The organism is Mycobacterium sp. IDUB_36 (assembly GCF_055419225.1).
Map to the genome: position 1 here is coordinate 2,661,790 of NZ_JBVAXH010000001.1, position 11,840 is coordinate 2,673,629.

Here is an 11,840-nt window from a genome sequence, read left to right on the forward strand (position 1 = left end):
ACGCGGTGATATCGCCCGTGATCACAAAACGAGAAAAGAGTGCCTACCCGCAGAGGGGCGGGTGTGAACGAACTAAGCCCGAAGCCGTTCCCGGCGAAGCAGTTCCACCTCGGGCAGGTCCAGCGGCGGGAGTTCACCGACCACCCGGCCGAGCAGCAGGTCGGCGAGCTCCGGGTTGCGGGCCAGACACGGGCCATGCATGTAGGTCGCGAACACGCTGCCCTGCACCGCGCCGTCGACACCGTCGCCCAGCCGATTGCCGGCGCCCTTCTTCACCGCGCCCAGCGGTGCCGCGGCCTCGCCGAGAACCGTTCCGCCCCGGTGGTTTTCGAAACCAGTGAGCGGCGCGGTCAGCCCGGCCAGCAGCGGCGAGCTGACCAACTCGCCGATCGTCCTGGTGAGCTGCGGGGAGGTCGTCAGGTCGATCAGCCCGACGCCGTCGACCCGCTCACCGGCCGACGTCTCGTACCAGTGACCGAGCACCTGGATCGCCGCGCAGATCGCCAGCACCGGCGCGCCGCGCCCCGCGGCGCGCTGCAGTCCCGGGTAGCGGGTCAGGTGCTTGGTGGCCAGCCGCTGGGCGTAGTCCTCGGCACCGCCGAGCGTGTACAGGTCGAGGCTGTCGGGCACCGGGTCGGCGAGCGTGATCTCGACGATCTCGGCAGCGATGCCCCGCAGCCGCAGTCTTTGCCGCAGCACCGCGGCGTTGCCGCCGTCGCCGTAGGTGCCCATCACGTCGGGCAGTACGAGGCCGATCCGGATCGTCGAGTCAGCCATGCCGTGCCAGTCGACGCTGCAACTGCAGAAACGCGGTGTAGTTGGCAAGCACCTCGACGGGTCCGGGCGGACAGGACGCGATCGCGGCCACGGTGTCGTGGATCAAAGTGTGGTCGACGTCGGCATAGCCCAGTCGCACCGCGAGGTCGGTGCCACGTTCACCGGCCGCGACCACCGCGGTCTCCGCGAGGTGCTCGAAGCGGACGTCCCACAGCCAGGACAGGTCTTCGCCGTCGGGCACCCGACCGTTGACCGCGATTACCAGGCCGGCCGCATCCCGGTTGACCATCGACAGCGCTTCCTGCCAGCCGGCGGGGTTCTTGGCCAACAACATCCGCACGGAGTGCGCGCCGACCTCGATGGTCCGGTACCGCCCAGCGACCTCGTCGACGCCGCCCACCGCGGCCACCGCGGCGGCCGGATCGGCGCCCAGCGCCACAGCCGCGGCCACCGCCTGCGCCGCGTTGCCCCGGTTGACCGCGCCTGGCAGCGCGAGTTGCATCGGTAACGCCAATCCGTCTGGGCCGTACAGCGTCTCGTCGTCGAACCACCACTGAGGGGTGGGCCGCTTGAAATCGGCGCCGGTGGAATACCAGTGGCCGTGCTCGCGCACGATCACCTCGCCGCTACGCGGGCAGCTGACCGAGTCGGCCGCCCAACTGCCGCCGGCGGCGACCCAGACCACCTCCCGGTGGTCGTAGGCGGCCGACGTCATCAGCACGTCGTCACAATTGGCGACTACGACCGTGTGCGGATGCGCAGCCAGTCCGGCTCGCAGCCGACGCTCGATCACGTTGATCTCGCCGACGCGGTCGAGCTGGTCGCGGGACAGGTTCAGCAGGATCAGCACGCCGGGCTCGATTGCGTCGGCGACATGCGGCACGTGCATCTCGTCGACTTCGAGAACGGCCAGCGACGCCGACCGGTCGGCGGCCAGCGCGGCGACCAGCCCGGCATCCATGTTGGCGCCCTCGGCGTTGGTGGCGACACCGCCCAGGGTGCGCAGCGCGGCCGCCGTCATCCGGGTGGTCGTCGACTTGCCGTTGGTGCCGGTGACCACGACCGTGCGTCGACCGGCGCCGAGCTGCCGCAGGATGGACCGGTCCAGCGTCATCGCGACGAGTCCGCCGATCATCGCACCGGCGCCCCGGCCGGTCACTCGAGACGCCCAGCGCGCGCCGGCACCGGCGGCCAGGGCGAGTCGTCCACGGGCGGTGATCACCGGGAGAGTTTAGGTCGATCGCAAACTCGGTGCTTTTCCGAGTGCTGCGGGTCGGCCTGCGGGGGTGGGGTCGATCGCAAGCTCGGTGCTTTTCCGAGTGCTGCGGGTCGGCCCCGTGGACTAACTTCACGACACGAGGCGCAGCGACCCGGCGATGTCGGCTCGGCGTGAAATCCTCGGTTCCATGCGGGACAGTACGGCGACTATGCAGGCGGCGCCCTGGGGGCGACCAGTCACGGAGACGGGCTCGGGCTGGGCCGTCATCGACGTCGAGACCTCCGGCTTCAAGCCCGGCAACGCGCGTGTGATCAGCCTCGCGGTGCTCGCCCTCGACGCCGACGGCCGCGTCGAGCATTCCGTGGTCAGCTTGCTCAACCCGGGTGTGGATCCCGGGCCCACCCACATCCACGGCCTGACCGCCGAGATGCTGGAAGACCAGCCGCAGTTCAGTGAGATCGTCGGCGACGTGGCCGAACTCGTCCGCGGACGGACGCTGGTGGCCCACAACGTCGCTTTCGACTACGGCTTCTTGACCGCGGAGGCCGAGCTGGCCGGCGTCGAGCTGCCGATCGACAGCGTCATGTGCACGGTCGAGCTGGCCCGCCGCCTAGAGCTGGGTACCGACAACCTGCGGCTGGAAACCCTGGCCGCGCACTGGGGAGTCACGCAGCGCCGCGCCCACGATGCGTTCGACGACGCCGTCGTCCTGACCGACGTGCTGGCCGCCTCACTGCGGCGGGCACGCGAGCGGGACGTCTGGCTGCCGGTGCGACCGGTCACCCGACGGCTCTGGCCCAGCGGCAAGGTCACCCACGAGGAGCTGCGGCCGCTGAAGGTGCTGGCCTCCCGGATCGCGTGCCCGTATCGCAACCCCGGACCCTACGTCCGCGGCGGACCTCTGGTGCAAGGCATGCGGGTGGCGCTGTCGTCCGAAGTGCAGCGGACGCACGACGAGCTGGTCGAGCGGATCCTGCACGCCGGCCTGGCCTACGCGGCCGACGTCGACCGCGACACCTCGCTGGTGATCTGCAACGAACATCGCCCCGTGCACGGCAAGGGCTACCTGGCCCACGAGCTCGGGGTGCCGCTGGTGTCGGACTCGAAGTTCATGGACTCCGTCGGCTCGACGGTCGGCGGCACCGGTGCCGCCGAGATTCAGGCGCACGCGGGTGAGCAGTTCGCGCTGTTCTAGAAGTGACCCCCACCAGCATCGCCGCGCCCTGCGTCATGGCCGTTGCGCACAGCGTGATGCGGTTTGATTGAGTTAAAGCAATGAACGCGAATGCAACTGGCGGCCGGTGGCGGGTATGGACCGCCATGGCTGTCGCAGTCCTGGCGGCCGGCGGGTGCTCCCACGGCGACGCGTCGTCGAGGTCGGCCAGCGTCCACGTTCCGGAGAACTTCTGCAGTCTGCTCAGCGCATCCGAGATCAGCCGGGTGATGGGCAGCGCGTTCCCCGCGGCCCAGGGCAGCCAGTCGCCGAGTGAAGCGCAGTGCACCTCGATTCCGACCGCAGGCAACGACGTCAGCTTCAAGCTGTACTGGAACAACGAGTACTGCATCGACGGTAAGCCGGTCGACAAGAAGTGTCTCGATTCGCAAGCCAAGGGCTTCGGCGTCAACAAGCAGAGCGCCGGCAAGGTGCAGAACGTCCCGGCCCTGGGCGATCAAGCGTTCTGCTTTGTGGCCCCGCCCGCGACTGTCGACGTGCTCAAGGGCTGGGTCTACCTGATCGTCGGCGCCGACAGCTGCGTACAGGCCCAGACCTTGGCCGGAATGCTGCTGGCCAAGGTCTTGGCCTGACGGGTCAGATGCGGGCGGCCCGGTTGACCGCCGACACGACGGCACGCAGCGACGCGGTGGTGATCGACGGCGCGATACCGACGCCCCACACCGTCTTACGTTCTTGAGGGCGACCCGCTTCGCCCGGCTGCGCCGCGCTCGCGATCGAGGCCTCGACGTAGGCAACGGCCTGGGCGTCCTCGCCGCCGCTCATCGCGTGCTCGGAGTAGTCCAGCACGGCCACGTCGAAGTTGGTGCTTGCCAGAGCGTCGACGAACGCGGCGAGCGGTCCGTTGCCTGAGCCGGTGATCTCGGTCTCGACGTCGTCGACCTTGACCGTCGCGGCGATCCGGGTGACGCCGTGATCCTCCTCGGAGGCGTCGACGCGTTGCCTGATCCGCTCCAGCGGCCGGATCGGGGCGATGTACTCGTCGTTGAACGCGTCCCATATTTCCTTGGGGGTGACTTCGCCCCCCTCGCCGTCGGTGATTTTCTGGATGGCTTGGGAGAACTCGATCTGCAGGCGCCGCGGCAACGCCAACCCGTGGTCGGCTTTCATGATGTAGGCCACGCCGCCCTTGCCGGACTGCGAGTTGACCCGGATCACCGCCTCGTAGGTGCGTCCGACGTCGCGCGGGTCGATCGGCAGATACGGGACCTGCCATAGCATGTCGTCGACGTCGGTGCCGGCCTCGTCGGCGGCCACCTTCATGCTGTCCAGTCCCTTGTTGATCGCGTCCTGATGGCTGCCGGAGAACGCGGTGTACACCAGATCGCCACCGTAGGGGTGGCGTTCGGGTACCGGCAACTGGTTGCAGTACTCGACCGTCCGGCGGATCTCGTCGATGTTGGAGAAGTCGATCTGCGGGTCGACGCCGCGGGAGAACTGGTTGAGTCCCAGCGTCACCAGGCAGACGTTTCCGGTGCGCTCGCCATTGCCGAACAGGCATCCCTCGATGCGGTCGGCGCCCGCCTGGTAGCCCAATTCGGCTGCGGCGACGGCAGTTCCGCGGTCGTTGTGCGGGTGCAGGCTCAGGATGACCGAGTCGCGACGGGCCAGGTTGCGGCTCATCCACTCGATCGAGTCGGCGTAGACGTTCGGGGTGGCCATCTCGACGGTGGCCGGCAGGTTGAAGATGATCGGGTTCTCCGGCGTGGGCTCGATGATGTCGCCGACCGCGTCGCACACCTGCTTGGCGTATTCGAGTTCGGTGCCGGTGTAGGACTCCGGCGAGTATTCGAAACGCCAGTGTGTCCCAGGGTATTTGGCGGCCTCCTCGACGCACTTGCGAGCGCCGTCGGTGGCGATCGCCTGCACCGCGGCGCGGTCGGCCCGAAACACCACCCGCCGCTGCAGGATGGACGTCGAGTTGTAGAAGTGCACGATCGCGCGGTGGACGCCCTCACATGCCAGGAAGGTCCGCTCGATCAGCTCGGGCCGGCACTGAGTCAGCACCTGAATCGTCACGTCCTCGGGAATCGCTCCCTCGGTGATGATTTCGCGGACGAAGTCGAAGTCGGTCTGGCTGGCCGACGGGAAACCGACCTCGATCTCCTTGTAGCCCATCCGGACCAGCAGGTCGAACATGCGGCGCTTACGGGCCGGGCTCATCGGGTCGATCAGGGCCTGGTTGCCGTCGCGCAGGTCCACCGCGCACCACAGCGGCGCGGTGTCGATGACCTTGTCGGGCCAGGTGCGGTCGGCCAACCGGATCGGCTCGACCTCGTCGGCGAAGGGCCGATACCGGGCGACCGGCATCGACGATCCGCGCTGGGTGTTCCACGCGGGCTGGCCTGGATGGGGTGGGCCCGCGGGCTTGTTGATGGTTCGGCTGGACGTGAATGCGTCGGGGGATTCGATCGACGACTTCGAGAAGCTGGTCACGGTGGTTGCTCCGGGGTTTTGAGAGGGCGCCCGTATTCGGGCTAGACCGGCGCATCGCGACACCCGCGACAGGAAGCCGGTCTGGATCAGGCCCTGTCGCGGCGTCCGAGAAGGAGCACCCGCTGCACGCCGGTTACTCTACCGCGACCGGCGGCTGGACCAAAGCTAGTTCGTCGCCGGGACGATCCGGACCGGGATATCGGTGTTCTCGTCGGTGTGGTAACTCGCGCAGACCCGGTGGTAGCCGTCGGCGATCTGCAGGGCCACCCCGGTGTCGAGGTCGCCGCGCACGCAGAGGATCGGCGAGAGGGGCTTGCCCTTCTTGATCTTCTTCAGGTCACGCTGGACGTGCACGTTGTCCTTGGGGAGCAGCGCGAGCTGCGAGGCACGCAACAGGTCTTTGGCCTTCTTGTGCACCACCGGGGCCCGTTTGAGTGCCGCCACGATCTCGTCGATCCGCCTCGGTGAGGCCAGCAGGGCGAGGTAATCGGCTGCGGCCGGGTAGTCGTGCTCATCAGGCTCGTCTCCCCACAGCACCGCGGGACCATCCGTCATCGCTTGAACCTTTCCTCGCGCCGTCTGAGTTCATCTGCATACCAAATGCCGCTGACCGGCGGGTGCAGGTCACAGTGCCAGTCCACGTATTCTGTCTTCCGACCTATCACTTGCCGGTACTCGAAGACCTGAGAGAGCAACAGTGGCGCTCGTCGTGCAGAAATACGGTGGATCATCGGTGTCCGACGCCGACCGGATCCGCCGGGTCGCTGAACGCATCGTCGAGACCAAGAAGCAGGGCAACGACGTCGTAGTCGTGGTCTCCGCGATGGGGGACACCACCGACAACCTGCTCGATCTGGCCCAACAGGTCTGCCCGGCCCCGCCGGCACGCGAGCTCGACATGCTGCTGACCGCCGGCGAGCGGATCTCCAACGCCCTGGTCGCGATGGCCATCGAGTCGCTGGGCGCGCAGGCGCGCTCGTTCACCGGGTCGCAGGCCGGCGTCATCACCACCGGCGCCCACGGCAAAGCCAAGATCATCGACGTCACGCCGACCCGGTTGCAGGCCGCCCTCGACGAGGGCCGCATCGTGCTGGTGGCCGGATTCCAGGGCGTCAGCCAGGACACCCGCGACGTCACCACGCTGGGCCGCGGCGGCTCGGACACCACCGCGGTCGCCCTGGCTGCGGCACTGCATGCCGACGTCTGCGAGATCTACACCGACGTCGACGGTATCTTCAGCGCCGACCCGCGGATCGTTCCCAACGCCCGCCGACTCGACACGGTCACCTTCGAGGAGATGCTCGAGATGGCCGCCTGCGGAGCGAAAGTGCTCATGCTTCGCTGCGTGGAATACGCCCGCCGCTACAACATCCCGGTGCACGTGCGCTCGTCATACTCGGACAAGCCCGGCACCATCGTCACCGGATCGATCGAGGACATACCCATGGAAGAGCCCATCCTGACCGGCGTCGCCCACGACCGCAGCGAGGCCAAGGTGACCGTCGTCGGCATCCCCGACTATCCGGGCTACGCCGCCAAGGTGTTTCGAGCGGTCGCCGACGCCGACGTGAACATCGACATGGTGTTGCAGAACGTCTCCAAGATCGAGAACGGCAAGACCGACATCACCTTCACCTGCCCCCGCGACAACGGGCCGGCCGCCGTCGAGAAGCTGGACGCGCTGAAAAGCGAAATCGGTTTCAGCCAAGTGCTTTACGACGACCACATCGGCAAGGTGTCGCTGATCGGCGCGGGAATGCGCAGCCATCCGGGAGTCACCGCCACGTTCTGCGAGGCGCTGGCCCAGGTCGGTGTGAACATCGATCTGATCTCCACCTCCGAGATCAGGATCTCGGTGCTGTGCCGCGACACCGAACTGGACAAGGCGGTTGTCGCGTTGCACGAAGCATTCGGCCTCGGCGGTGCCGAGGAGGCCACGGTGTATGCGGGAACAGGACGATAGATATGGGCGCCAATTCGGTGTCAATAGGAGTTGTAGGTGCCACCGGCCAGGTGGGCCAGGTGATGCGCCGGCTGCTGGAGGAGCGTGATTTCCCGGCGACCAGCGTGCGGTTCTTCGCTTCGGCTCGCTCGCAGGGCCGCAAACTGCCGTTCCGAGGTCAGGAAATCGAGGTCGAGGACGCCGAGACGGCCGACCCGAGCGGGCTGGACATCGCGCTGTTCTCCGCGGGCGCAACGATGTCGCGGGTTCAGGCACCGCGGTTCGCCGCAGCCGGCGCGACCGTCATCGACAACTCGTCGGCCTGGCGCAAAGACGACCAGGTGCCGCTGGTGGTCTCCGAGGTCAACTTCGACCGGGATGTACGCGGCGCCGGACGCCTGCCGAAGGGCATCATCGCCAACCCCAATTGCACGACGATGGCCGCGATGCCGGTGCTCAAGGTGCTGCACGACGAGGCCCAGCTTGTCCGCCTGGTGGTGTCGAGCTACCAGGCCGTGTCCGGTACCGGGGTGGCCGGCGTCGCCGAGCTGGCCGAGCAGGCCCGTGCGGTGATCGACGACGCCGAGCAGTTGGTGCAGGACGGTAGCGCGCTGCACTTCCCGGAGCCGAAGGCCTACGTCGCGCCGATCGCGTTCAACGTCGTGCCGCTGGCCGGAAAACTGGTCGACGACGACTCGGGCGAAACCGACGAGGACCAGAAGCTGCGCAACGAGAGCCGCAAAATCCTGGGCATCCCCGAGCTGTTGGTCAGCGGAACCTGTGTGCGGGTGCCGGTGTTCACCGGACACTCGTTGTCGATCAATGCCGAATTCGCTCAACCGCTTTCGCCGCAGCGGGCCCGGGACATCCTGGCCGGCGCGCCGGGGGTCAAGGTGGTCGACGTGCCGACACCGCTGGCCGCCGCCGGTATCGACGAATCGCTGGTCGGCCGGATCCGTCGCGACCCCGGTGCACCGGAGGGTCGTGGCCTGGCGCTGTTCATCTCGGGCGACAACTTACGAAAAGGCGCGGCGCTGAACACTATTCAGATCGCTGAACTGCTCGCTGCCGATCTGTGACGCACGGGTGAGCCTGGCCCGCCGCTCACTTGTCGCCGTCGTAGTACTTACCTGCCCAGGGTTTTCGATAGCGCATGCCGACCCACCGGCTCCGATGCCGCAGCCGGTTCTGCGGCCGCTGAACCCGGGCGAGGTCGTCCGGATCGGCCCGGCCGCCGGCACCGGTACGCCCACCCGCGACTACGGCATCGGCGCCACCGATCTGTGTGTGTTCCTGCAATTCCCGACGCAGGTGGTCCAGGTCTGCGGCGACAGCTTCGCCGGTCAGGGAGTCGGGTTCGGCGGCTACTACTCGCCGATCGCGCTGCGGGTGGACACCTCGTCGGTGGACGACCCGGACGGCGTCAAGTACACCGGGGTGACCGGTGTCGACGAACCGTTGCTGGCCGAGCCCACCCCGGCGGGCGCGTCCCAACTACCGGCCGGCGTCGTCCAGATCAACCGGCAGAACTATGTGCTGATCACCACCGCCGAGAACCTGGTTCCGAGGAGCTCGAGACTGGTGAAAGCTGAAGCGGGGCAAGGGCGTTGGCCGACAGTGACGGGCTCTGCGCGGGACGCCGACTATGCCGGCGGCCGGCAGTCGCAGATCAGCGGCTACTACGACCCGATTCCGACGGCCGAGTCGCCGACCGGCTGGGTGTACATCGTCGCCGATAATTTCGACCGCAGCCAGCCGATGGTGCTCTACCGCGTGACACCGCAGGACTTCGGCGACCGGTCCCGCTGGCAGGGCTGGGCGCCCGGGTCGGACGGCGGTTGGGGCAGACCGCCCGTCGCGCTGTGGGGCGATTCGATCGGTGAAATCAGCATGACGCAGATCGACGGCAGAGCGGTGCTCTCGTACTTCAATTCCAGCACCGGCAACATGGAGATCCGGGTTGCCGACGATCCGACCGCGCTGGCCACGGCGCCGGTCACCACCGTGGTTCAGCACGACGACTGGCCCGAGCCGGCCGAGAGCCTCCCGCCGCCGTACGACAACCGGCTGGCTCAGCCCTATGGCGGGTACATCTCGCCGGGTTCGACGCTGGACGAAGTGCGGGTGTTCGTCAGCCAGTGGCACAACACCGACGGGCGGGAGCGGTCGCCGTATCGGGTGATCCAATTTGCTGTCAATCCGTTCAAGCCCTGGCCGGATGCCGGCTGATACCGCGTGAGCTGCATCTCATAGCAGTTTCATAAGTTGCGCCTAGCGGAGCCTATTTGTTGCCACCGCATCATTCACATATGAGCGAAACACCTGAATCAGTAACGCGGCCGACTGCGGTCGCCACCGAGCCGGCGGTCGTGGCCGACAAACCCTATTGGGTCTACCGCTTCGCGGCGTGGGTCGTGATCGTCGCGGGCATCGTCTTCATCGTCCTGAGTGTCTTCTTCACCGGCTTCAAGGTCGCCCACTTGGGGCATCACAAGTGCCATCACCACGGTTGGCACCACCAGCACCCCGGCGGCCCGGACGGTCCGCGCCACCACGAGCAGGGCGCCGGCTTCCACCACGGCCTCGGCGGTCCCGGACCGTCGCACACGCCGGAATCGATCGCTCCGTCGTTGGCCCCGGCCCACTCCTAGCCCCGACTGTCCCCAGCCCGGCGTCCTCCGTGGACGCCGGGCTCTGCAGTTTTATCGAACCGATCGGTCGGGGTAGCGCTCGCGGACCGCGTTGAGCTGAGGCATTATGCGGGTATGAGCGAGACGCCCGAAGGGTCCACACCGCCACCGCCCCCGGTGTCGGCGCCCATCCTGGCTCCGTCGGCGCAGTCGGAACGGCTCTACCAAGTGGCGGCCTGGGTGGCGATCATCGCCGGAATCACGCTCATCGCCGTGGTCATCCTGAAGTTCGCCTGGGTGCTCGGCTACTAGGGATCCCGGAGCCATCGCCATCGTTTCTTTGCTCCCGACTCGCGCGCATCGCTGGTTGATGGGCGAGGCGCGCCTCGGCATGATCAAGACATGACCCAAGCTCCCGAACCCCCGATCGCGCCGCCGGGTCCACCCGCGGCCGTCCCGGCGGCCGCGCCGCTGCTGCCCCCGGCCAGGCATGCGCGGCTCTATCAAGCCGCGGCCTGGGTGGTGATCGTGGCCGGCACCGTATTCGTGCTGGCGGTCGTCTTCCTCGCCGGCGCCGAGCTGTCCGGCTACGGCCCGCAGAATCAACACCACAATCGCGGGGTGTTCGGGCCGGAGGCGCCGAGCGGGCCGGAAGGCCCACCGTGGGTGGTGTTCCCGGGTGGGCCGTTCCCGCCCGGTTCGGGTCCAGGCGGACCGCCGTGGGTCGGTCCGTGGGGTCCCGGCATGGGACCGGGAGGGCCGGGCGGTCATGGTGGTCATGGCGGCCCCGGCGGGCCCGGCGGCCCGGACCAGCCTCCGCCGCCGACCTACACGCCGTAATGACAGCCGATCGGCGATGATGAGCCGGATTGGATCGGCGGCAACGACATTCGTGGTATCGACGGTGTGCGCCACCATGTCGTGGGACGGCGCAGTCGCGTCCGCGCGACCCTCGGACCCCGGGGTGGTCAGCTACGCGGTCCTGAGTAAGGGTTCGGTGGGCAACATCGTCGGCGGCCCGATGCGGGACGAGTCGCTGTTCGCCCAACCGGTGCAGGCGTTCTCCGTCGACAATCCGGTGTGCAACAACTGGGCCGACATCGGGCTGCCAGAGGTCTACAACGATCCCGATCTGGCTTCCTTCAACGGAGCGAGCACGCAGACGTCGCCGACCGATCAGACGCACTTCGTCAAGCAAGCCGTCGGGGTGTTCGCCACCGGTCCCGCGGCCGGCGCCGCGTTCCATCGCGTGGTCGACCGCACGGCCGGTTGCTCGGGCCAGACCACGGCCATGCACCTCGACAACGGGACCACCCAGGTGTGGACGTTCGACGGCGGCCCGGCCGGCGCGTCCGACGCCGCATGGAGCAAGCAGGAAGCCGGCACCGACCGGCGATGTTTCACCCAGACCCGTCTGCGGGAAAACGTCGTCCTGCAAGCCAAAGTCTGTCAGTCCGGCAACGGGGGTCCGGCAGTGAACGTGCTGGCCGGCGCCATCGAAAACGCGCTCGGCCAGTAGCCGTCGGGCCCGGCGGGAATATGTCGGGGCGGTCTGGGGGATGAGTCTTGTGACTATCGTTGGTTAGCCGCGCGCAACCGGCG

The 11,840-nt window shown here is 67.9% G+C and carries 13 protein-coding genes; 9 read left to right on the forward strand and 4 right to left on the reverse strand.

Features of this window, described 5'->3' with window-relative positions; translation table 11 throughout:
• Window positions 1-72: 72 nt before the first annotated feature.
• Window positions 73-777 (reverse strand): type 1 glutamine amidotransferase, encoded by a 705-nt coding sequence (locus ACZYW1_RS13105; RefSeq protein WP_463786358.1) that lies wholly within the window; start codon window positions 775-777, stop codon window positions 73-75.
• Window positions 770-1,999: a MurT ligase domain-containing protein gene (locus ACZYW1_RS13110; RefSeq protein WP_463786360.1), complete on the reverse strand. Its 1,230-nt coding sequence runs from the start codon at window positions 1,997-1,999 to the stop codon at window positions 770-772. Before ACZYW1_RS13110 ends, ACZYW1_RS13105 begins: the two co-directional genes overlap by 8 nt.
• A 205-nt stretch (window positions 2,000-2,204) precedes the next feature.
• Between ACZYW1_RS13110 and ACZYW1_RS13115 the strand changes: the two genes are divergently transcribed.
• Window positions 2,205-3,191, forward strand: coding sequence for a DEDDh family exonuclease (locus ACZYW1_RS13115; RefSeq protein ID WP_463787817.1), 987 nt, complete (start codon window positions 2,205-2,207; stop codon window positions 3,189-3,191).
• 125 nt (window positions 3,192-3,316) lie between these two features.
• Entirely contained in the window at window positions 3,317-3,802 is a 486-nt protein-coding gene (locus tag ACZYW1_RS13120; protein ID WP_463786363.1) for a hypothetical protein, read from the forward strand.
• 4 nt (window positions 3,803-3,806) lie between these two features.
• Here the strand turns inward: ACZYW1_RS13120 and leuA are convergent, their stop codons facing one another.
• Window positions 3,807-5,642, reverse strand: coding sequence for a 2-isopropylmalate synthase (gene leuA / locus ACZYW1_RS13125; protein WP_463787818.1), 1,836 nt, complete (start codon window positions 5,640-5,642; stop codon window positions 3,807-3,809).
• A gap of 189 nt (window positions 5,643-5,831) precedes the next feature.
• Window positions 5,832-6,221, reverse strand: a complete 390-nt coding sequence (locus ACZYW1_RS13130) for a hypothetical protein (RefSeq protein WP_463786365.1) — start codon at window positions 6,219-6,221, stop codon at window positions 5,832-5,834.
• 142 nt (window positions 6,222-6,363) lie between these two features.
• Here ACZYW1_RS13130 and ACZYW1_RS13135 point away from each other — a divergent pair, with 142 nt between their 5' ends.
• The 7 genes from ACZYW1_RS13135 (at window position 6,364) to ACZYW1_RS13165 (ending at window position 11,757) form a co-directional block, all read left to right on the forward strand.
• Window positions 6,364-7,629, forward strand: a complete 1,266-nt coding sequence (locus ACZYW1_RS13135; RefSeq protein ID WP_463786366.1) for an aspartate kinase — start codon at window positions 6,364-6,366, stop codon at window positions 7,627-7,629.
• 2 nt (window positions 7,630-7,631) lie between these two features.
• Complete coding sequence (locus ACZYW1_RS13140; RefSeq protein ID WP_463786368.1) at window positions 7,632-8,687, forward strand: aspartate-semialdehyde dehydrogenase; 1,056 nt, start codon at window positions 7,632-7,634, stop codon at window positions 8,685-8,687.
• Between the two features lie 94 nt (window positions 8,688-8,781).
• Window positions 8,782-9,837, forward strand: coding sequence for a DUF4185 domain-containing protein (locus tag ACZYW1_RS13145; RefSeq protein ID WP_463786369.1), 1,056 nt, complete (start codon window positions 8,782-8,784; stop codon window positions 9,835-9,837).
• Window positions 9,838-9,917: 80 nt separating this feature from the next.
• On the forward strand, window positions 9,918-10,259 hold the full coding sequence (locus ACZYW1_RS13150) for a hypothetical protein (protein ID WP_463786370.1): 342 nt from the start codon (window positions 9,918-9,920) through the stop codon (window positions 10,257-10,259).
• Window positions 10,260-10,373: 114 nt separating this feature from the next.
• Window positions 10,374-10,550, forward strand: coding sequence for a hypothetical protein (locus ACZYW1_RS13155; protein ID WP_463786372.1), 177 nt, complete (start codon window positions 10,374-10,376; stop codon window positions 10,548-10,550).
• Between the two features lie 90 nt (window positions 10,551-10,640).
• The gene (locus tag ACZYW1_RS13160) at window positions 10,641-11,078 is read left to right on the forward strand and encodes a hypothetical protein (protein ID WP_463786373.1); all 438 of its coding nucleotides are present in this window, start codon (window positions 10,641-10,643) and stop codon (window positions 11,076-11,078) included.
• Window positions 11,079-11,154: 76 nt separating this feature from the next.
• Window positions 11,155-11,757 (forward strand): sensor domain-containing protein, encoded by a 603-nt coding sequence (locus ACZYW1_RS13165; protein WP_463787819.1) that lies wholly within the window; start codon window positions 11,155-11,157, stop codon window positions 11,755-11,757.
• Window positions 11,758-11,840 lie beyond the last annotated feature (83 nt).